22 protein-coding genes are annotated in these 18707 nt (G+C 67.2%); 12 read left to right on the top strand and 10 right to left on the bottom strand.

Annotation, left to right across the window (positions count from 1 at the left end; genetic code table 11):
- Positions 1 to 39 precede the first annotated feature (39 nt).
- A complete protein-coding gene (locus FN976_RS26990; protein WP_145896869.1) occupies positions 40 to 414 on the top strand; it encodes a hypothetical protein in 375 nt (124 codons plus the stop codon).
- A 54-nt stretch (positions 415 to 468) separates the two neighbouring features.
- Here the strand turns inward: FN976_RS26990 and FN976_RS26995 are convergent, their stop codons facing one another.
- Together FN976_RS26995 and FN976_RS27000 are read right to left on the bottom strand one after the other, a co-directional pair.
- On the bottom strand, positions 469 to 1101 hold the full coding sequence (locus FN976_RS26995) for a glutathione binding-like protein (protein ID WP_145896871.1): 633 nt from the start codon (positions 1099 to 1101) through the stop codon (positions 469 to 471).
- On the bottom strand, positions 1101 to 1763 hold the full coding sequence (locus FN976_RS27000) for a DJ-1/PfpI family protein (RefSeq protein WP_145896873.1): 663 nt from the start codon (positions 1761 to 1763) through the stop codon (positions 1101 to 1103). The genes FN976_RS26995 and FN976_RS27000 overlap by 1 nt, the downstream gene beginning before the upstream one ends.
- A gap of 109 nt (positions 1764 to 1872) precedes the next feature.
- Here FN976_RS27000 and FN976_RS27005 point away from each other — a divergent pair, with 109 nt between their 5' ends.
- Both FN976_RS27005 and FN976_RS27010 read left to right on the top strand, forming a co-directional pair.
- Positions 1873 to 2868 carry a GlxA family transcriptional regulator gene (locus FN976_RS27005; RefSeq protein WP_145896875.1) on the top strand — a complete coding sequence of 332 codons (996 nt, stop codon included), beginning with the start codon at positions 1873 to 1875 and terminating at the stop codon, positions 2866 to 2868.
- 55 nt (positions 2869 to 2923) lie between these two features.
- Positions 2924 to 3304, top strand: coding sequence for a VOC family protein (locus FN976_RS27010; RefSeq protein ID WP_145896877.1), 381 nt, complete (start codon positions 2924 to 2926; stop codon positions 3302 to 3304).
- 13 nt (positions 3305 to 3317) lie between these two features.
- On the opposite strand, the gene FN976_RS27015 is transcribed toward FN976_RS27010, so the two are convergent.
- The 4 genes from FN976_RS27015 to FN976_RS27030 all read right to left on the bottom strand — a co-directional run bounded on the left by FN976_RS27015 (position 3318) and on the right by FN976_RS27030 (position 7608).
- Complete coding sequence (locus FN976_RS27015; protein WP_145896879.1) at positions 3318 to 4196, bottom strand: carbohydrate ABC transporter permease; 879 nt, start codon at positions 4194 to 4196, stop codon at positions 3318 to 3320.
- Positions 4193 to 5044, bottom strand: coding sequence for a carbohydrate ABC transporter permease (locus tag FN976_RS27020; RefSeq protein WP_222432895.1), 852 nt, complete (start codon positions 5042 to 5044; stop codon positions 4193 to 4195). Before FN976_RS27020 ends, FN976_RS27015 begins: the two co-directional genes overlap by 4 nt.
- A 116-nt stretch (positions 5045 to 5160) precedes the next feature.
- Positions 5161 to 6489 (bottom strand): ABC transporter substrate-binding protein, encoded by a 1329-nt coding sequence (locus FN976_RS27025; protein WP_145896883.1) that lies wholly within the window; start codon positions 6487 to 6489, stop codon positions 5161 to 5163.
- 45 nt (positions 6490 to 6534) lie between these two features.
- Entirely contained in the window at positions 6535 to 7608 is a 1074-nt protein-coding gene (locus tag FN976_RS27030; protein WP_145896885.1) for an ABC transporter ATP-binding protein, read from the bottom strand.
- Between the two features lie 143 nt (positions 7609 to 7751).
- Here FN976_RS27030 and FN976_RS27035 point away from each other — a divergent pair, with 143 nt between their 5' ends.
- Genes FN976_RS27035 through FN976_RS27045 form a run of 3 tightly spaced genes read left to right on the top strand, consistent with a single transcriptional unit; the run spans position 7752 to position 11355 of the window.
- Complete coding sequence (locus tag FN976_RS27035) at positions 7752 to 8516, top strand: FadR/GntR family transcriptional regulator (RefSeq protein ID WP_145896887.1); 765 nt, start codon at positions 7752 to 7754, stop codon at positions 8514 to 8516.
- Positions 8513 to 9529, top strand: a complete 1017-nt coding sequence (gene denD / locus FN976_RS27040) for a D-erythronate dehydrogenase (RefSeq protein ID WP_145896889.1) — start codon at positions 8513 to 8515, stop codon at positions 9527 to 9529. Before FN976_RS27035 ends, denD begins: the two co-directional genes overlap by 4 nt.
- The gene (locus FN976_RS27045; RefSeq protein WP_145896891.1) at positions 9526 to 11355 is read left to right on the top strand and encodes an IlvD/Edd family dehydratase; all 1830 of its coding nucleotides are present in this window, start codon (positions 9526 to 9528) and stop codon (positions 11353 to 11355) included. Before denD ends, FN976_RS27045 begins: the two co-directional genes overlap by 4 nt.
- 10 nt (positions 11356 to 11365) lie before the next feature.
- On the opposite strand, the gene FN976_RS27050 is transcribed toward FN976_RS27045, so the two are convergent.
- Complete coding sequence (locus FN976_RS27050; protein ID WP_186511230.1) at positions 11366 to 11818, bottom strand: GNAT family N-acetyltransferase; 453 nt, start codon at positions 11816 to 11818, stop codon at positions 11366 to 11368.
- A 50-nt stretch (positions 11819 to 11868) separates the two neighbouring features.
- Between FN976_RS27050 and FN976_RS27055 the strand changes: the two genes are divergently transcribed.
- Entirely contained in the window at positions 11869 to 12774 is a 906-nt protein-coding gene (locus tag FN976_RS27055) for an alpha/beta fold hydrolase (RefSeq protein ID WP_145896896.1), read from the top strand.
- A 14-nt stretch (positions 12775 to 12788) separates the two neighbouring features.
- Here the strand turns inward: FN976_RS27055 and FN976_RS29825 are convergent, their stop codons facing one another.
- Together FN976_RS29825 and FN976_RS27065 are read right to left on the bottom strand one after the other, a co-directional pair.
- Positions 12789 to 13226: a septal ring lytic transglycosylase RlpA family protein gene (locus FN976_RS29825; RefSeq protein ID WP_145896898.1), complete on the bottom strand. Its 438-nt coding sequence runs from the start codon at positions 13224 to 13226 to the stop codon at positions 12789 to 12791.
- Positions 13227 to 13260: 34 nt separating this feature from the next.
- Positions 13261 to 13677, bottom strand: coding sequence for an aspartate/glutamate racemase family protein (locus tag FN976_RS27065; RefSeq protein WP_145896900.1), 417 nt, complete (start codon positions 13675 to 13677; stop codon positions 13261 to 13263).
- On the opposite strand from FN976_RS27065, the gene FN976_RS27070 reads away from it, so the two are divergent.
- Positions 13676 to 14977: a UDP-N-acetylglucosamine 1-carboxyvinyltransferase gene (locus tag FN976_RS27070; protein ID WP_145896902.1), complete on the top strand. Its 1302-nt coding sequence runs from the start codon at positions 13676 to 13678 to the stop codon at positions 14975 to 14977. The two genes, FN976_RS27065 and FN976_RS27070, sit on opposite strands and share 2 nt — an antisense overlap.
- 33 nt (positions 14978 to 15010) lie before the next feature.
- Here FN976_RS27070 and FN976_RS27075 read toward each other — a convergent pair whose 3' ends face one another.
- Complete coding sequence (locus FN976_RS27075) at positions 15011 to 15703, bottom strand: FadR/GntR family transcriptional regulator (protein WP_145896904.1); 693 nt, start codon at positions 15701 to 15703, stop codon at positions 15011 to 15013.
- 117 nt (positions 15704 to 15820) lie between these two features.
- Here FN976_RS27075 and FN976_RS27080 point away from each other — a divergent pair, with 117 nt between their 5' ends.
- From FN976_RS27080 to FN976_RS27095, 4 genes are read left to right on the top strand one after another with little or no spacing between them, the layout of a single operon-like run.
- A complete protein-coding gene (locus FN976_RS27080; RefSeq protein WP_145896905.1) occupies positions 15821 to 16504 on the top strand; it encodes an amino acid ABC transporter permease in 684 nt (227 codons plus the stop codon).
- 10 nt (positions 16505 to 16514) lie between these two features.
- The gene (locus FN976_RS27085) at positions 16515 to 17165 is read left to right on the top strand and encodes an amino acid ABC transporter permease (protein ID WP_145896907.1); all 651 of its coding nucleotides are present in this window, start codon (positions 16515 to 16517) and stop codon (positions 17163 to 17165) included.
- Positions 17149 to 17877 (top strand): amino acid ABC transporter ATP-binding protein, encoded by a 729-nt coding sequence (locus FN976_RS27090; RefSeq protein WP_145896909.1) that lies wholly within the window; start codon positions 17149 to 17151, stop codon positions 17875 to 17877. The genes FN976_RS27085 and FN976_RS27090 overlap by 17 nt, the downstream gene beginning before the upstream one ends.
- 42 nt (positions 17878 to 17919) lie before the next feature.
- Positions 17920 to 18684: a transporter substrate-binding domain-containing protein gene (locus tag FN976_RS27095; RefSeq protein WP_145896911.1), complete on the top strand. Its 765-nt coding sequence runs from the start codon at positions 17920 to 17922 to the stop codon at positions 18682 to 18684.
- The last annotated feature ends 23 nt before the right edge of the window (positions 18685 to 18707 follow it).

Genomic DNA, 18707 nt, shown 5'->3' on the forward strand with positions numbered 1-18707 from the left:
GGCGCAAGATGGCTTCCACACCAACCCAAGGAGTCTTCCATGAACCGTTCAGTCACCTTCCGCAGTGCTGTGGCCGCCGCCCTCGGGCTGGCCGCGCTCGCAGCCTCCACCGCCAGCCATGCCCGCGGCGATTTCCAGATTTCCATCGGCGTGCCGGCACCCGTGTACTACAGCGAGCCTGCGCCCTATTACTACCAGCCGTCGCCGGTCTATGTCCAGCCGCAGCCCGTCTACGGCCACCAGCGCCGCGGCGCCTGGGGCGACCGTGACGGCGATGGCATCCCCAACGCCCACGACCGCTGGGACAACAGCCGGCGGCACGTGAACCAGGCCGACCGGCCGTGGGGCGACGCCGACCGCGACGGCGTGGCCAACCGTTACGACCGCGCGCCGCGCAACCCCTACCGCTATTGACACGGCGGCGGGCGTCATGGTCCATCAGGTGGATGGACCATGCACGCCCGGCTGTCAGGCAAACTTTTCGAACAATTCCTCTTCCACCTCGATCGCCCCGGTGAACGCCGGCCGTTCCAGCAGGCGGTTCCAGTAGGCGAGCAAGCCGTCCGCCGGCTTCCACAGGCCAGCCCGCAAGGTGAGCATCAACGCCCAGCCGAAATACGCATCGGCGATGGTGAACGTGTCGCCGGCCAGGTAGCGTGATCGGGATAGCCGCGCTGTCGCGAAGGCCAGCTTCTTCTCCAGGTTCTCGCGCGCCCAGCGCTTCACTTCACTCGGTACCCCATCCGAGAAGACCGGGTAAAGCGACAGCTTGTGCACCTCGGTCGCGACGTAGTTCACCCACTCCAAGGTCGACTGCCCGGCGGGCGTGGAGCGGTCCGGCAGGTACAGGCGTTCCGGCGCCATGTCGGCCAGCACTTGCAGCACCGCGGAGTTCTCGGTCAGGATGCGCCCGTCGCCGAACTTGAGGACCGGCACCTGGCTCTTGGCGGAGATGTCCGCGAAGGCGCGTCCATCGTCCGTCTCCTTGCGGCGCAACGACACCGGTCGCATGGCGATCTCCAAGCCGGCCTCCCGGATCAGGACATGTCCCGCGAACGAACAGGCCAGCGGGGAAAAGTAGTATTCCATCGCTTGGGACATCAGACCGGGGCCGTCAGCGAGCGGATGCGTTCCGTGCCCTCGGCCTCGAACTGCCTGACCATCTTCTTCGCGAAGTCCGGTGCGTCGTCGGGCGTGCCGTTGCCGAAGGGCGGATCCGGGTAGTACTCGATGCCGAGCTGCACGGTCTTGGCGAATTCCTTGCCTGCGATCAACCCGGCCAGGTACAGGCTGGCGTCGATGCTGGCCGAAACGCCGGCGCCCGTCACCAACTTGCCGTCGCGCACGTACCGCACGTGTTTGACGGTGGCGCCGTAGGTGGCCACCTTCTCTCGCACGGCCCAGTTCGTCGTGACTTCCTTGCCGCCCAGCAAGCCGGCCTTGCCCAGCAACTCGACGCCATTGCAGATGCCGACTGTCCATGTCGAGGTCATGGCCAGGCGGCGGATCGTTTCGATGACCTCGTCGTCTTCCAGTGCAGGGCCGACGCCAGGTCCACCCGGGACATAGAGGATGTCGGTCGTTTCGATCTCTTCGAACGACTTGAAGGCGCTGAGCGCGAGGCGTCTCGTGTCGGCCCAGACGGGCCCGCGCTGCTTCGCCGCGAATTCGACCTGAATCGCCGGGACATTCGCCAGCACTTCGTAGCCGCCAACGATGTCGAGGGCCGTGAAGCCGTCCACCAGGATGATTGTCAAGCGCATGCCATCGACCTCAAGAGTTGCTGTGAAGGCGCAATCCTGAAGCGCGGCGTCGATTGCCGCCAGTGTCAGGAACGACTATATTCTTGCCGTTCCAGACAACCCGGCCCTCATGAGCGACATCGCGATCCTGGTCTATCCCGGCTGCATGGGCGTCGAAGTGCTGGCCCTCACCGATCTCGTGCTCGTCGCGAATCACCTGGCGGCGAACATGTTCCCCGGCAAGTTCGCACCGATGCAGACCCGGCTGGTCACGGTGCGCGAAGGAAATGTCCGCATGGCTGGTGGCGTCACGCTGGCGGCTGGAAAACTCCGGGGCAAGCACGGGTTGCTGGTGGTTCCTGGCCTCGAGGTCACGCGGTTCGGTGAATGGGAGCGCCGCCTGGCCCAGCTGCGTCCCGAGCTCGCCGCCATCCGGAGGCGCCACGCAGCCGGTGCTGCCATCGCCAGCGTCTGCGTGGGCAGCTTCCTGCTGGCCGAAGCCGGCGTCCTGGTCGGCAGGCGCGCGGTCACGGCGTGGCCATTCGCGCGGGACTTCCAGGCGCGTTACCCCGAGATCGAAATGGTCAAGGACGCCATGCTGGTGACTGACGGGACGGTGACGACAACGGGTGCCGTCAGCAGCGCGTTCGACCTCGCGCTCCATCTCGTGAAGCAGCACTTCGGCGCCGCGGTGACCCGGGCAACCGGCAAGCTGTCGATGGTCGACGGCGGCCGAGCGAGCCAGCGGCCATACTTCGACCGGACCCTGCTGCCTCCGGAGCACGCGCTGTTCTCGACCAAGGTCAACCAGTGGCTGAAGTCACGCTTGAGCGAACCGTACAGGCTGGCCTCGCTGGCCGATGCGTTCCACCTGACCGAGCGCACGGTGCTGCGAAGGTACCGGCAGGAGACCGGCTCGAGCCCGCTGAGGTGGCTGCAGGAAGCCCGCATCGACAAGGCGCGGCAACTGCTGGAGCGCAGTTCCCTGCCCTTGATCGAGGTGATCGCGAGTGTCGGTTACCAGGACTTGGCCAGCTTCTCGAAGCTCTTTTCCCGGGAGACCGGGCAGACGCCCGGGCACTACCGGCGCCGGCACCGCAGTGCCGCTGCCGGGCGTTCCGGCTGAGGTCCCCGGCAGGCGAGAAACAGGCATCATCCGCTCTTTGCATGGAGACCTGAGCATGCACAAGAGCCGCCTTGGAACCGTCGTCATCGATTGCCAGACCGAGGACCTCGAGGCCGCCGCGGGCTTCTGGGCCGCGGCGCTCGGCCGCGGCATCAAGGCGCCCGAAACACCGGGCCTGGAGCACTATCGGAACCTGCAAGGGCCGCCCGGCGAAGTGACCATGCTGGTCCAGGCGGTGCAGCACCCCAGCCGGGTGCACCTCGACATCGAGACCGACGACGTCGACGCGGAGGTGCAACGGCTGGAGGCGCTGGGCGCCAGACGCGTCTCGCAGGTGAAGACCTGGTGGGTGATGGAAGCGCCGACCGGCCAGCGCTTCTGTGTCGTGCGGCCGCAGCGCCCCGACTTCGAGGCGCACGCGACCGTCTGGAAGTAGGCGGTACTAGCCGCTACTCCTTCACCGAGCCCGTCATCCCCGACACGTAGTACTCGACGAAGAACGAGTACACGAAAGCCACGGGCAGCGAGCCGAGCAAGGCGCCCGCCATCAGCGGCCCCCAGTGGTAGACATCGCCTTCCACCAGCTCGGTGACCACGCCGACCGGCACCGTCTTGTTCTCGCTGGAAGACACGAAGGTGAGGGCGTAGATGAACTCGTTCCAGCTGAGCGTGAAGGCGAAGATGCCCGCCGAGATCAGTCCCGGCACCGCGAGCGGCAGCACGATCTTGATCAGGATCTGCCAGCGCGTCGCGCCGTCGATCAGCGCGCACTCTTCCAGCTCATAGGGGATCGAGCGGAAATAGCCCATCAGCAGCCAGGTCGAGAACGGGATCAGGAAGGTCGGGTACGTGAGGATCAGCGCCATCCGGCTGTCGAACAGCCCCAGCTTCACGACGATGGCGGCCAGCGGGATGAACAGGATCGAAGGCGGCACCAGGTAGGCCAGGAAAATCGCGCCGCCGGCGGGTTTGCTGCCCTGGAACCGCAGGCGCTCGATCGCGTAGGCCGCCAGCACCGAAAAGACCAGCGAGATCGCCGTGGCGATCACCGAGACGATCACGGTGTTCCAGAGCCAGGCCGGGTATTCCGTGCGGAACAGCAGCTTCTCGAAGTGGGCCAGGGTGGGGCCCATGATCCAGAACGGGTTGCCGCTGCGCGACAGCAGTTCGTTGTCCGGTTTGAACGACGTGATCGCCATCCAGTAGAACGGGAACAGCAGCACGAACACGAAGATGCCGATCGGGATGTACAGCGTCACCCAGCGGCGCGGCATGGACTGCAGGAAGTCCATGCCCTGCGAGGCGTCGTTGTTCTTGGCGTTGCTCATTTGTCACCCCCCTGTTGCCAGGCACGGCGCTGCAAGCCGAAGTAGCTGAATGCGATGGCCGCCAGCAGGAAAGGCACCATCAGCGTCGCGATGGCCGCGCCTTCCGCCAGGGCGCCCCCGGAAATGGCGCGCTGGAATGCGAGCGTCGCCATCAGGTGCGTCGCGTTGAGCGGTCCGCCGCGCGTCAGCACATAGATCAGCTGGAAGTCGGTGAAGGTGAACAGCACCGAGAACGTCATCACCACCGCGATGATGGGCGTGAGCAGCGGCAGCGTGATGAACCGGAACTGTTGCCACGGCGTGGCCCCGTCGATCGCCGAGGCCTCGTAGTACGAGGGTGAAATGGTTTGCAGCCCGGCCAGCAGCGAGATGGCCACGAAGGGGATGCCGCGCCAGACGTTGGCGACGATGGTCGAGATGCGGGCGTTCCAGGGGTCGCCCAGGAAATCGATGTACCTGTCGATCAGGCCCATCTTCATCAGCGCCCAGCTGATGATGGAAAACTGCGCGTCGAAGATCCACCAGAAGGCGATGGCGGACAAGGCCGTGGGTACGATCCAGGGCAGGAGAACCACGGCGCGGAAGAAACTCTGGAAGGGCAGGCGCTTGTTCAGCAGCAGGGCCAGGTACAGGCCGAGGCCGAATTTGAGAATGCTGGCCACCACCGTGTAGAAGAGGGTGTTGAACAGCGCCAGCCGGGTGACGCTGTCGCCGACCAGGAACTTGAAATTCTCCAGGCCGATCCACTCGCCGTCGCGGCCGATCTTGGCGTCGGTGAAGCCGAGCCAGGTGCCCAGGCCGAGCGGATAGGTGAGGAAAAGCACCAGCAGCACCGTCGTCGGCAACATGAACGCCCAGCCCAGGGCGTTCCTGTTGTTCTGGAAGCGCTCCAGGAACGAAGGCTGCCGGTGGGCGCGCACCTGCGGCGCCGGAACCGTTGCTTGCGCCGCAGGTTGCGCCATGGTCAGACCTTGTAGTAGCGCTCGGCGCGCTTCTGGGCGCGTTCGGCGGCTTCCTTGGGGGTCTTCGATCCGCTGATGGCTTCCGCCACCATGTTGGCGACGATGAAGTCGGCGCCTGCGCCGGCCGAGGCGTAGCCCAGCCGGCCCGCGTGGCCCGTGGGCCGCATGTTCTTCACGCAGTCGCGGTAGGCCGTGTGCTTCGGGTCCGACGTCCAGATCGGGCATGACTCATAGGCGGCGAGCGGATGCGCGATGTAGCCACCGGCGCCGATCAGCCAGGCATCGAACTGCTCGCGTTCCATCATGAAGCGCAGGAACTCCTTGGCGGCTTGCGGGTACTTGGTGTACTTGAAGATCATCTGGTTGAAGAACAGATGCGATTCGGTGGGCACACCCACCGGGCCGATGGGGAACGAAGCGTGCTGGATGTCGGACTGCAGCTCCTTCACCTTGGGGTCCGTGGAAGTCTTGGTCGCGTAGTAGATCGAGATGCCGTTGTTGGTGACGCTGATCTGGCCGTCGAGGAACGCCTTGTTGTTGTTCGGGTCCAGCCACGACAGGGTGCCCGGGATGAAGGTGGCGTACAGCTCCTTGCCGTACTCGAGCGCCTTGATGGTCTCGGGGCTGTCGATCACGACCTTGTTGTTCTTGTCGACCAGCTGGCCGCCGTGCGACCACATCAGCCAGTTGGTCCAGAGGCTGTCGCCGGTGGCGTTGCCCAGGGCGTAACCGCCGGGCGTGCCCTTGTCCTTCAGGGCCTTGTGCAGGGCCAGGAAGCCGGCCGTGTCCTTCGGGAAGCTGGTGAAGCCCGCGGCCTTCACCATGCTGTCGCGGTAGACGATCATCGAACCGGCGGCGCCGAGGCCGAGGCCCAGCCACCGCTTGCCGTCGGGGCGCAGGTACTGGTGCACCGCCGGGTACCAGCCGCCGTACTTCTTGCCCAGGTATTCGGCGACGTCGGTCACGTCGAGCAGCTTTTCGGGGTACAGGTTGGCGTCATCGTTGGTGGACAGCACGATGTCCGGCCCGCCGCCGGTGTTGGCCGCGACCGCCGCCTTGGGGCGCACGTCTTCCCAGCCTTCGTTGTCGACGCGGACCTCGATCCCCGTCTTCTCGGTGAACTTCTTGACGTTGAGCATGTAGGCGTCGATGTCGCCCTGCACGAACCGGCTCCAGCGCAGGACGCGCAGCTTGGCGCCTTTCTCGGGCTTGAGCGCCAGGGTTTGCGCATGGACCGCCGGCGCGAAGACGGTGGCACCGGTGCCCAGCGTGGCGGCAGCGGCGACGCTGGCCGAGCCTTCGAGAAACTTGCGGCGATTGAACTCACTCATGGTTGTCTCCTGTGTTGTCTGTGGAACGGTCGATCACGGAACCTGTCACGCCACCAGCCTTGCGCCGGTGCCTGCATCGAAAAGGTGGGCCCGCTGCAGGTCGGGCTGCAGGCGGATCATGGTGCCGGGCGCGAAGTCGTGCCGCTCCCGGAACACGGCGGACAGGTCCGCGCCTCCGTGCCGGCACGCCACGAAAGTATCCATGCCGGTGGGCTCCATCACCACCACCTGCGAGGGGATGCCGCCGGCATCCGACAGCGACAGGTGCTCGGGGCGCGTGCCGTAGACCACCGGCTGGCCATCCTCGCCGCCGGCCTGCAGCGGCGCGTCGAGCAGGGTGCCATCCTGCAGTTCAACGCGCGCCGCCCCGCCGGCGCGGCGCAGCGTGCCGGGCAGGAAGTTCATGGCGGGCGAACCGATGAAGCCAGCCACGAACTGGTTGGCAGGCTGGTCGTAGAGCTCCAGCGGACTGCCGGTCTGCTCGATGCGGCCGTCGCGCATCACCACGATCTTGTCGCCCATGGTCATGGCCTCGATCTGGTCGTGCGTGACGTAGATCGAGGTGGTCTTCAGGCGCAGGTGGAGTTCCTTGATCTCGCTGCGCATCGCCACGCGCAGCTTGGCGTCGAGGTTGGACAGTGGCTCGTCGAACAGGAAGACCTGGGGGTCGCGCACGATGGCGCGCCCCATCGCCACGCGCTGGCGCTGCCCACCCGACAGCTGGCGCGGATAGCGCTCCAGCAGGGGCAGGAGACCGAGGATCTCGGCCGCGCGCTTGACCTTGGACTCGATGGTGGCCTTGTCGACTTTGGCCAGCGCCAGGGCGAAGGCCATGTTGTCGCGCACGGTCATGTGCGGATACAACGCGTAGTTCTGGAACACCATCGCGATGTCGCGTTCCTTCGGCGGCAGGTCGTTGACGCGGCGGTCGCCGATGCGGATTTCGCCGCCGTTGATCTGCTCGAGCCCCGCGATCATGCGCAGCAGCGTGGACTTGCCGCAGCCCGACGGGCCGACCAGGACGGTGAAAGAGCCGTCCTGGATGTCGATGTCCACGCCGTGCAGGATCGCGACTTCGCCGAAATTCTTCTTGACTGCCTGGATCGTGACACTGGCCATTGCGATGAAGTCCCCTGGGATGCCGCGCAGTATCGGCACAGGACCGGCGCGTCGCCATCAGGGAAACCCTGCGGGAGAAAGCTCACTAAATTTGTATGATGACCTGATAAAAGCGTCTCGCCCAGCTTCCTCCCACCCTTTCCGTGCCAGCCCTTTCCGCCACCGATTCGACCCCGCTGGTGTCCGAAAGGCTGTCCGACCGGCTGGCGGGGCGGCTGATCTCGCAGATCGGGGCCGGCGCCCTGCAGCCCGGTGACCGGCTGCCGACGGAACAGCAGCTGGCAGCGGCCCACGGGGTTTCGCGCACGGTCGTGCGTGAAGCCATGCATCAGCTCAAGTCGCGCTCGCTGGTGGTGGCCCGCCAGGGCTCCGGCGTGTTCGTCGCGCCGACACCGGTCAACCAGCCGCTCGAATTCGACCCGGCCGTCCTGGGGTCGGTGCAGGCGGTGGTGCACGTCATCGAGGTGCGCCGCGTGCTGGAAGGCGAGATCGCCGCCCTGGCGGCCGAGCGTGCGACGCGCGCGCAGATCGCGCAGTTGCGCCGGTCCCTCAAGGCCATCGACATGGCGGTGGCCGAGGGCCGCGACGGCGTGGCCGAAGACTTGGCGTTCCACCGCGTCATCGGCGAATCGGCGGGCAACCCGCAGTTCCGGCTGCTCATCGGCTTCCTGGAACAGTACCTGCGTGAGGCCATGCGCATTACTCGCGGCAATGAGGCGCGCCGGCGCGACTTCATGCAGTCGGTGCAGCAGGAGCACCGGGCTATGGTGGAAGCCATCGCCGCGCGCGACGCCGAGGCAGCCCGGCACCATGCCACCCGGCACATCCTGCGCGGTGAACAGCGGCTGGTGGAGGGCGGCGTGATCCCCGGCCGGCGCAGGAAACAATCTTCGAAGGGACTTTCATGAAACTGTTGATCACCGGCGGTGGTGGTTTCGTCGGCGCGCGCCTGGCGCGCACCCTGCTGGCGCGGGGCACCTTGGCCGGCGGGCGCATCGAGCAGGTCGTGCTGACGGACATCGCGCCCCCACCGGCGGACCTGCTGGCCGACGCCCGTGTGCAAGCCCGCACCGGGCCGCTGCTGGCGCAAACCGATGCGTTGCGCACCGAGACTTTCGACGGCGTGTTCCATCTCGCGTCCGCGGTGTCCGGTGAGTGCGAGGCCGATTTCGAGCTGGGCCTGCGCTCGAATCTCGACAGCACGCGCGCATTGCTCGACGCCCTGCGCGCCAACGTGGCGGCGGGCGGCAAGGTGCCGCGCCTGGTCTTCTCCAGCTCGGTCGCGGTGTTCGGGCCGGACGCGGCCGTGCCGCTGCCCAAGCTGGTGGCCGACGACACGCTGCCCGCACCGCAGACCTCCTATGGCACGCAGAAGCTCGTCTGCGAGCACCTGATCGCCGACTACACGCGCAAGGGCTTCATCGACGGCCGCGCGGCGCGCCTCATGACCGTGACGGTCCGGCCGGGCCGGCCGAATGGCGCGGCATCTTCCTTCTTCAGCGGCATCATCCGCGAGCCGTTGGCCGGGGTCGAGTCCATTTGCCCGGTCTCACCGGACGTGTCGCATCCCATGTCGTCGCCGGCGCGGACGATCGACGGCCTGATCGCCGTCTATGAAGCGTCGCGCGAGCAGTTCCTGGGGCGCCTGGGCATGAACCTGCCGGCACTGAACGTCAAGGTCAGCGACATGCTCGACGCCCTGGAGCAGGTGGCAGGCCGCAAGGTGCGCCAGCTGGTGCGGTTCGAACGCGACGAGCGCATCGCCGGCATCGTGGCGAACTGGCCCGGGGGCGCGACCGCCGAGCGGGCGGCCCGGCTTGGCCTGAAGCCGCACGAGAATTTCGCTGAGATCGTCCAGCAGTACATCGACGATTGCAAGGCGCTGCCGACGGCCGCGCAAACCCTCAAGGCCATTCAATGAAGAACAAGAAAGTCAGTCGCGAACGCAAGGCCCCGGGCAAGAAGGCGCTCCCACGGCTGCGCTCGCAAGCCTGGTTCGACAATCCCGACAACGCCGACATGACCGCGCTCTACCTGGAGCGCACCATGAACTTCGGCCTGGGGTTCGACGAACTGCAGTCCGGCCGGCCCATCATCGGCATCGCGCAGACGGGGTCGGACATCGCCCCCTGCAACCGCCACCACCTGGTTCTGGCCCAGCGCGTGCGCGAAGGCATCCGGGATGCCGGGGGCATCGCCTTCGAGTTCCCGATCCACCCGATCCAGGAAACCTGCAAGCGCCCCACGGCGGCGCTCGACCGCAACCTGCAATATCTGTCGCTGATCGAAGTGCTCTACGGCTATCCGATCGATGGCGTGGTGCTCACCACCGGGTGCGACAAGACCACCCCGGCGCAGTTGATGGCCGCGGCCACCGTCGACATTCCGGCCATCGCGCTGAATTCCGGCCCGATGCTCAATGGCTGGTACCAGGGCGAGCGCACGGGCTCGGGCACCATCGTCTGGCGCGCGCGCGAAATGATGGCGGCGGGCGAGATCGGCTACCAGGAGTTCCTGAAGCTGGTGGCTTCGTCGGCGCCGTCCACCGGCCATTGCAACACCATGGGCACCGCGTCGACAATGAATTCGCTGGCCGAGGCGCTCGGGATGACGCTCCCGGGCAGCGCGGCCATTCCCGCGCCGTACCGCGACCGCCAGGAGATGGCGTACCTGACCGGCAAGCGCATCGTGGACATGGTGCGTGAAGACCTGAAGCCCTCTGACATCATGACGCGGGCCGCGTTCGAGAACGCCATCGTGGTCAACTCCGCGATCGGCGGCTCGACCAATGCGCCGGTGCACCTGAACGCGATCGCCAAGCACATCGGCGTGAAGCTGACCACGGCGGACTGGGAAAAGCACGGCTACAAGATCCCGCTCCTGGTGAACCTGCAGCCGGCGGGCGAATACCTGGCCGAGGAGTACTACCGCGCTGGCGGCGTGCCCGCCGTGGTGGCCGAACTGATCGCGCAGGGCAAGATCCAGCCTGCGCTGACCGCCAACGGCAAGACGCTCATCGAGAATTGCGAAGGCCAGTTCACCAGCGATCGGAAGGTGATCTTCCCGTACGCGAAGCCGATGAAGAAGAACGCGGGCTTCCTCAACTTCAGCGGCAACCTGTTCGATTCCGCGATCATGAAGACCAGCGTGATCACGCCGGAGTTCCACAAGCAGTACCTGGAGAATCCGGCGGACCCGATGGCTTTCGAGGGCACCGCGGTGGTGTTCGACGGCCCGGAGGACTACCACAAGCGCATCGACGATCCCAAGCTGAAACTCACGCCGGCCAGCGTGCTTTTCATGCGCGGCGTCGGGCCGATCGGCTATCCAGGTGCGGCCGAAGTCGTGAACATGCGCGCGCCGGACTACCTGCTGAAGAAGGGCGTGACGGCGCTGGCCTGCATCGGCGACGGCCGGCAGTCCGGGACCTCCGGCTCACCCTCGATCCTCAATGCATCGCCAGAGGCGGCAACTGGCGGCGGGTTGGCGCTGCTGAAGACCGGCGACAAGGTGCGCATCGACCTGAAGAAGCGCACCGCGAACATGCTGGTTTCGGATGCGGAACTGAAGAAGCGCCGTGCCGCCTTCGAGGCTGCCGGTGGCTACAAGTACCCCGCCAGCCAGACTCCGTGGCAGGAAATCCAGCGCGGCATCGTCGATGAACTGTCGGAAGGCATGGTGCTGAAGCCGGCGGTGAAGTACCAGCGGATCAACACGACTTTCGGGTTGCCGCGCGACAACCACTAGGCCCAGGCTCCTAGGCGAGGGCGGGGCGGCGCCACCGCCACACTTCGCCATCTTCAGGGTGCTGCACGGGGCCCTCGAACTCGAAGCCCAGCTTCTTGAGGATCGCGGTGGAGGCGCCTTCGGCGGGCAGGGTGTGCGCGATGAACCGCCCACCCACACTCGCGGTCTCCCGGGACGAGAGGGCGATCAGCGCTGCCGCCATCCGGGTGGCGACCCCCTGGCCCTCGCCGCCCGGGAACGTGAAGTAGGCGATCTCGGCGCTGCCCTCGGCAGCTGTCGCCGCAAAGCCGCAGGTGCCGACCACGGCCTGGTCCTCCACGGCCAGGTAGCAGATCCAGGGTTCGCTGAAGCCGATCCGCCGATACAGGGCGGTGGTGGCTTCGACGATGCCGCCGCAGATCTCCGGCATCTCGATGCCTGTCAGGCGCACCGTGCCGTCTTGTTCGATGGGGACGAGTTCCATCCCGGTATTTTCGCCGACGTGCCGTGCCGGCCTTGTGGCAAGCTGGTGCCATGCATGCCCTGACACCATTGCGTTCGGTCGAAGCGGGCCGGCTGGCCATCTCGTATCACGAGGCGGGCCCGGCGGATGGCCCGCCGGTTTTCCTCATGCACGGCTTCCCGTACGACATCCATGCTTTCGCGGAAGTCATCCCTCGGCTGGCGGAAGCCGGCTGCCGCGTGGTCGTTCCCTACCTGCGCGGCTTCGGAAGTACGCGTTTCCTGGACGCCTCCACGCCGCGCTCCGGCGAACAGGCGGCCCTGGGCGCGGACTTGCTGGCCCTGATGGACGCGCTGAACATTCCGCGCGCGGTGCTGGCCGGTTATGACTGGGGCGGCCGCGCCTGCTGCGTGGTGGCGGCCCTCTGGCCCGAGCGCTGCGCCGGCCTGGTCTCGTACAACAACTACAACATCTTCAACCACGCGCGGGCGCTGGAGCCCGACACGCCCGCGAACGAGCTGAAGCTCTGGTACCAGTACTACTTCCAGTCCGAGCGCGGGCGCGAAGGTCTGCGGCGCAACCGGCGCGCCCTGGCGCGGCTGCTCTGGGAGACCTGGTCCCCGACCTGGGTGTTCGACGACGCCACCTTCGAGCGCACCGCGCCGGCGTTCGACAACCCGGACTTCGCCGACGTGGTGATCCATTCCTACCGGCACCGCTTCAACCTGGTGCCGGGCGATCCGGCCTATGCGGCGATCGAACAGCAGCTGGCGGCGCAACCTGCGATTGCCGTGCCGACGATCAGCTTCGACGGCGCCGACGACGGCGTGCGGCCGCCGGCACCTGCCTCGGCGCATGCGGCGCGCTTCACCGGTGGGCGCGACCATCGCGTGGTGCCCGGTGCCGGCCACAACCTGCCGCAGGAGAAGCCGGCGCTGTTCGCCGAAGCCGTGCTGGAGCTGGTGCGCCGGGGCTGATCGCCCCCCGCGCTTCAGTGCTGGATGAGGACGACCGGCGCCAGGCCGGCGTTCAGGAACCCGAGCGAAACGGCCGCGGCCTTGCTCAGGTCGATGATGCGGCGGCGGCTGGGCAGCCTGTCGTTGATCCGCACGACCACCTCGCGCCCGTTGGCGACGTTGCGTACCCGAACCATGGTGCCGAACGGCAGCGTCGGATGCGCCGCCGTCAGTTCGTTCTGGTCGAAGCGTTCGCCGCTGGCCGTGCGTCTGCCGTGAAATCTCGGCCCGTACCACGACGCCTTGCCGCGCGCGAGGACCGCTTTGAGCGATTGCGTCAACTCCACCGGATCCGCTTTCCACTCGTCCGGCGCCTGGGCATGCGTTGGCGGCGTGGGCGAGAGGCACGCCGCGGCCAGGGTCAGCAGACCCGCCAGGCGCCATGCTGCGGGGAGCGGCTTCTCGGCTTTCATGACCGCGATTGTAGGAAAGTTCTACGGCAGAGCTTCAACGGGCGTGATCCGGCGCGAGACCCTGCATCGCCGGCGCGATGCCGGACCAATCAGCCACGAACCCATCGTCACTGCGCAGCGCGGGCGGCGCCAGCCCCTGCAGCATCACGTCCAGGCCGGCCTGGGCGCTGTCGATCAGTGGCAGGGGCACCTCGGGCTGCAGCCGTTCGGCATAGCCGGCGAGGCCCGCGCCACCCACGATGATGGAGCGTGCCCCGGTGCCGGCGGCGGCGCGGCAGGCTGCACCCAGCGTCCGCATGGCCAATGCCTCGTCGGCGAGCAGCATCGCCCCGGTGGGCACGACGGTTTCGATGTGCTGGAGCAAGGCGCCGAACCCCAGGCTGCCGGCCAGCCGGCGGAGCATCGGTGCCCAGCGTTCGCGCGGCGCTGCGCTCTCGCAAGATGCGCGCATGTCCCATCTCATCATCCACGGCGGCTCGCCGCTCCACGGCCACATCGTTCCCTCGGCGAACAAGAACGCCGTCCTGCCCATCCTCTGCGCGACGCTGCTGACGCGTGAGCCGGTCCGGCTCCGCGGCGTCCCCGACATCACGGACGTGCGGAAAATCCTGGACGTGTTCCGCCGGCTGGGCAGCAACGTCGCCATCGATTTCCAGACTGGCGTGCTGTCCCTGCAGCACAGCGAGACGCAATTCGACCCGGTGCGCGACCACCTGCCCGAGAGCATGCGCAGCTCGATCCTGCTGGTGCCGGGGCTGCTGGCGCGCTTCGGCGCCGCCCGGATCGAGGGCGACGTCAAGGGCTGCACGCTGGGCGCGCGCGAGATCGACCCGCACATCGAGGTGTTCGAGCGCTTCGGGGCCGGCGTCGAGCGCACCGGCCAGAGCGTCGTGCTGCGGGCGGACCGCCCCCTGCGCCACAACGACCACTGGACCGACTACGCCTCGGTCACCACGACCGAGAACTTCGTGCTGTGCGCGGCCCTGGCCGATGGCGTGTCGACGCTGACGAACGCCGCGGGTGAACCGCACGTGCAGGAGTTCTGCCGCTTCATGGAGCTGTTGGGCGCGAAGATCGAGGGCATCGGCACCTCGCGCCTCGTCGTGCACGGAACGGACCGCCTTGGCGGTTGCGATTTCACTTTCACCGAGGACTTCCACGAGGTCGTCACCTTCCTGGCTCTTGGTGCGATCACCGGCGGGGACGTCCGGGTGAAGAATTCGCAACCCGGCCATTTCCCGCTGATCGACCGCACCTTCGCCAAGTTCGGCGTCCGGGTCACGCACGCCGACGGCTGGTCGCGCTGCGCCGTGGAGGATCGGTTGAAGGTCCGCGAACCCTTCACGCCCAGCATCCTGCAGAAGGTGGAGGCGGCGCCTTGGCCGTACCTGCCGGTGGACCTGCTGCCGATCTTCGTGGCGCTGGGCGTGCGGGCCGAAGGCAGCATGATGTTCTGGAACAAGGTCTACGACGGCGCGCTGGGCTGGACGTCGGAACTGTCGAAGTTCGGCGCCCATGCCTTCCAGTCGGATCCGCATCGCGTGGTGACCTTCGGCGGCAAGGCCCTGACGCCGGCCGAGGTCGAGAGCCCCTACATCATCCGGGTGGCGATCGCCTTGCTGATGGTCGCGGCCAGCGTTCCGGGGCGATCCGTGATCCGGAACGCGGCACCGGTGCGCCGGGCCCATCCGCAATTCGCGGAGAACATCACGCGGCTGGGCGCGCGGGTGGAGTGGATGGAGGCGAGCTGATCCGCCCCATGGGGCCCGGTGGATCGGGTTGGCTCAATCACCGACCCAGCGCAATTCGGAAGCGCGCAGGTGCGACAGCATCGCGGCCTGAGCGGCGATCGGGTCGCGCGCTTCCAGCGCTCGCAGGATCGCTTCGTGCTCCTTCAGCGCCTGCTTCCAGGTGCGGGGCGTTTCGTACTTGGACGACAGCTTCGCGGAGATGGGGCTGTGCCGCTCGTCGAACAGCTGCGCGATGATGCGCGCCATCACGGAATTGCCGCTCATGTCCGCCAGGGTCATGTGGAACTGCCGGTCCAGCTCCAGCGGCGCCCGGTTGCGCTCGGTCTCCTCCCGCATGCGGGTGACGATGGCGCGCAACTGCTTGAGCTGTTCCTTCGTGCCGAGTGCGCACGCGAGGATCATCACCGCGCTCTCGACCGCGGAGCGCGCCTGCATCAGTTCGTGCGGGCTCTCGCCCAGTTCGGGGGTGGCCTTGGCGGCCCGGGCCTCGGGTTGCGGGCAGACGTAGACGCCTGAGCCGCCGCGGATCTCGATGTTGCCCTGGACATCCAGGGCGATCAGGCCCTCGCGCAGCGACGGCCGCGACACCCCGAGCAAGAGGGCGAGTTCGCGTTCGGCCGGCAGCCGGTCCCCGACCTGGAAAGTCCCCTTGGCGATCAATTCCTTGATCTGGTCGGCGATCTGCTGGTAGAGGCGGCGCGGGTCGGGTGGCTTCGGAGCGCTCATGAGGTGTGCATGTGCTGCGGATGATACCGCCGGGGCAGCGCCTAGGGAAACTACGGTAAGACCAATTATGGTGAAAACTATAATTGGCCTGACCAAAGTGGGGAATGAACCGGCGCGATGAAATACGACTTCGACTTCAGGGCGCCCCTGGCGTACTGGCCGGACTTCCTGGCCGCCGCGGGAACCACGCTCGGCCTGTCGCTGGCGGCAACGGTCTTCGGGTTCCTGCTGGGGGTTTCCTGCGCGCTCGCCCGCACGGGCCGCAAGCCGTGGCTCACGCGCCTGAGTTCGGTCTACGTGGAAGCGATCCGCAACACGCCCCTGCTGGTCCAGATCTTCATCGTCTACTTCGGGCTGGCCTCGATCGGATGGAAAGTCGACGCCTTCGCCGCGGCGACGGCCGCCCTGGTGATCAACGTCGGGGCCTACACGTCTGAGATCGTGCGCGCGGGCATCGAGTCCGTCCCCAAGGGGCAGATCGAAGCGGCGGAATGCCTGGGTCTTTCCCGGCGGCACCTGCTCACCCATGTGGTGCTGCCACCGGCCATCGAGCGGGTCTACCCCGCGCTCACCAGCCAGTACGTGCTGCTCATGCTCGCATCGTCGATCACTTCGCAGATCTCGGCCGAGGAACTGACCGCGGCCGCCAACCGGATCCAGTCCGAAACCTTCCGTTCGGTCGAGACCTACCTGATCGTCGCCGCCGCCTATCTCGTGCTGTCGATGGTCATGCGCCTCGTCTTCTCGTGTGCGAGCTACGCCGCGTTCCCGCGGCGCCGCCGGCTTGGCACGCCGCTGTGATGGGGCACACGTGACGGCCTTGACGGTGCCCCAGCTGCAGTTCCTGCTGAACGGGCTGGCATGGACGGTCGTCCTGTCGTTGCTGGCATTCGCCGGCGGCGGGCTGCTGGGCTTCGCGGTGGCGATCTGCCGCGTCGATGGCCCCAAGGCCACGCAATACCTCGTCATGCTCTACATCAAGCTGGTGCAGGGCACGCCCTTGCTGGTGCTGCTGTCGCTGGCCTACTTCGGCCTGCCCGCCCTCGGCTTCAACATCCAGCCGCTCACGGCCGCCGGCATCGGCCTGAGCATCTATGTGTCGGCCTACCTGGGGGAGATCTGGCGTGGCTGCCTCGAATCGGTGCCGCGCGCGCAGGCCGAGGCCGCGGAGTGCCTGGCACTCACCTGGCGGCAGCGGCTGGTCCACGTCATCCTGCCGCAGGCCGTGAAGATCGCCACCCCCCCGACGGTCGGGTTCATGGTCCAGATCGTCAAGAACACCTCGCTCGCCTCGGCCGTCGGCTTCGTCGAACTGGCGCGCGCCGGGCAGGTGATCAACAACTCGACTTTCCAGCCCTTCGTGATCTTCGTGCTGATCGCGGCGCTGTACTTCGCCATCTGCTACCCGCTGTCGGTGCTGAGCCGGCGGCTCGAACGGAGGCTGAATGTCGCCCATCGTTAAGGTCGAATCGGTCTCCAAGAGCTTCGGCCCGACCCGCGTCCTCGAGGACGTGTCGTTCCAGGTGGAGCCGGGCTCGGTCGTCGCCGTCATCGGACGCAGCGGCTCCGGCAAGAGCACCGCATTGCGCTGCATCGACCGGCTCGAGACGGTGGACCAGGGCCGCATCGAGGTCTGCGGACACGACATCACGGCGCCGGGGCTGAACCTGCAGCAGCTGCGGCGGGACGTCGGCATCGTGTTCCAGAGCTACAACCTGTTCCCGCACATGACCGTGGAACAGAACGTCATGCTGGCGCCGCGGCTCGTGCTGAAGCGCAATCGCGCGGAACTGCGCCACGGGGCCGACGCGGCCCTCGCGCAGGTCGGGTTGGCCGACAAGGCGGGTGCCTACCCGTCGCAGCTGTCGGGCGGCCAGCAGCAGCGCGTCGCCATCGCCCGTTCGCTGGCGATGTCGCCCAAGCTGATGCTGTTCGACGAGGTCACGTCCGCGCTCGACCCGGAGCTGACGGGCGAAGTGCTGCGCGTGATGGAGAAACTGGCCGCCGACGGCATGACCATGATCCTGGTCACCCACGAGATGGCATTCGCCCGCAAGGTCGCCGATGAGGTCGTCTTCATGCACCGCGGCAAGGTGTGGGAGCACGGCCCCGCGGCGATGCTCGACGCCCCGGTGACCGAGGAATTGCACAACTTCGTCGGCAGCAGCCTCTGAGGCCGATCACATCCGCTCCCCTCCAACGAAAGAGAGACCCCCATGATCCAACGTTCCACGTTCCTCCGCGGCCTCTGTGCTGGCATCGCCATCCTGGCCGGCGCAGGCGCCGCCCAGGCTGACACGCTCGACGATATCCGGGCCGCGAAGAAGATCCGCATCGCCATCGACCTCGGTGCGCCCCCGTTCGGCACCACCGACGCGTCGATGAACCCGACGGGCTCCGACGTGGAGACCGCGCGCCTGCTGGCCCGGGACCTCGGCGTCGAACTGGAGATCGTGCAGACCACCGGCGCGAATCGCATCCCTTTCCTGCAGACCGGCAAGGCGGACGTCGTGATCTCGTCGCTCTCGGTCACCGCGGAGCGCGAGAAGGTCATCGACTTCTCGCAGCCGTACGCGCAGATCCAGGCGGTGGTCGCCGGGCCGAAGACGCTGGCCATCAAGGGCTTTGGCGACCTCGCCGGCAAGCGCGTGGCGACGGCGCGCGGGACCACCAATGACCGCCTCGCCACCGAAGGTGCGAAGGGCGCCCAGATCGTCCGCTTCGACGACGACAGCACGCTCGTCACCGCCATCGCCAGCGGGCAGGTGGACATCGTCGCCACCGCGCCGTCGCTCGTGAAGGTGATGGCGGAGAAGGCGCCCGCCCTCGGCCTGGAGACCAAGTTCGTGATGCAGGGTTTCCCGCTCGGCATCGGCATGCGCAAGGGCGAGCCCAAGCTGCAGGCCTGGATCAACCAGTGGGTCGCGAAGAATCTCGAGAACGGCCGGCTCACCGAGATCTACAGGCGCTTCCATGGCTGACCGCCATCCACCTGAAGAGGACC

This window comes from Caenimonas sedimenti, from assembly GCF_007833165.1.
In the GTDB taxonomy this organism is placed as follows: domain Bacteria; phylum Pseudomonadota; class Gammaproteobacteria; order Burkholderiales; family Burkholderiaceae_C; genus Ramlibacter; species Ramlibacter sedimenti.

Bases quoted from the DNA above. Each gene is read 5' to 3' on its own strand.
- FN976_RS27045 (WP_145896891.1), top strand. From the start codon at position 9,526: ATGAAGAACAAGAAAGTCAGTCGCGAACGCAAGGCCCCGGGCAAGAAG.
- FN976_RS27005 (WP_145896875.1), top strand. From the start codon at position 1,873: ATGAGCGACATCGCGATCCTGGTCTATCCCGGCTGCATGGGCGTCGAA.
- FN976_RS27010 (WP_145896877.1), top strand. From the start codon at position 2,924: ATGCACAAGAGCCGCCTTGGAACCGTCGTCATCGATTGCCAGACCGAG.
- FN976_RS27095 (WP_145896911.1), top strand. From the start codon at position 17,920: ATGATCCAACGTTCCACGTTCCTCCGCGGCCTCTGTGCTGGCATCGCC.
- FN976_RS27070 (WP_145896902.1), top strand. From the start codon at position 13,676: ATGTCCCATCTCATCATCCACGGCGGCTCGCCGCTCCACGGCCACATC.
- FN976_RS27000 (WP_145896873.1), bottom strand. From the start codon at position 1,763: ATGCGCTTGACAATCATCCTGGTGGACGGCTTCACGGCCCTCGACATC.
- denD (WP_145896889.1), top strand. From the start codon at position 8,513: ATGAAACTGTTGATCACCGGCGGTGGTGGTTTCGTCGGCGCGCGCCTG.
- FN976_RS27025 (WP_145896883.1), bottom strand. From the start codon at position 6,489: ATGAGTGAGTTCAATCGCCGCAAGTTTCTCGAAGGCTCGGCCAGCGTC.
- FN976_RS26990 (WP_145896869.1), top strand. From the start codon at position 40: ATGAACCGTTCAGTCACCTTCCGCAGTGCTGTGGCCGCCGCCCTCGGG.
- FN976_RS27080 (WP_145896905.1), top strand. From the start codon at position 15,821: ATGAAATACGACTTCGACTTCAGGGCGCCCCTGGCGTACTGGCCGGAC.
- FN976_RS29825 (WP_145896898.1), bottom strand. From the start codon at position 13,226: ATGAAAGCCGAGAAGCCGCTCCCCGCAGCATGGCGCCTGGCGGGTCTG.
- FN976_RS27015 (WP_145896879.1), bottom strand. From the start codon at position 4,196: ATGAGCAACGCCAAGAACAACGACGCCTCGCAGGGCATGGACTTCCTG.
- FN976_RS27020 (WP_222432895.1), bottom strand. From the start codon at position 5,044: ATGTTGCCGACGACGGTGCTGCTGGTGCTTTTCCTCACCTATCCGCTC.
- FN976_RS27030 (WP_145896885.1), bottom strand. From the start codon at position 7,608: ATGGCCAGTGTCACGATCCAGGCAGTCAAGAAGAATTTCGGCGAAGTC.
- FN976_RS26995 (WP_145896871.1), bottom strand. From the start codon at position 1,101: ATGTCCCAAGCGATGGAATACTACTTTTCCCCGCTGGCCTGTTCGTTC.
- FN976_RS27065 (WP_145896900.1), bottom strand. From the start codon at position 13,677: ATGCGCGCATCTTGCGAGAGCGCAGCGCCGCGCGAACGCTGGGCACCG.
- FN976_RS27055 (WP_145896896.1), top strand. From the start codon at position 11,869: ATGCATGCCCTGACACCATTGCGTTCGGTCGAAGCGGGCCGGCTGGCC.
- FN976_RS27090 (WP_145896909.1), top strand. From the start codon at position 17,149: ATGTCGCCCATCGTTAAGGTCGAATCGGTCTCCAAGAGCTTCGGCCCG.
- FN976_RS27050 (WP_186511230.1), bottom strand. From the start codon at position 11,818: ATGGAACTCGTCCCCATCGAACAAGACGGCACGGTGCGCCTGACAGGC.
- FN976_RS27075 (WP_145896904.1), bottom strand. From the start codon at position 15,703: ATGAGCGCTCCGAAGCCACCCGACCCGCGCCGCCTCTACCAGCAGATC.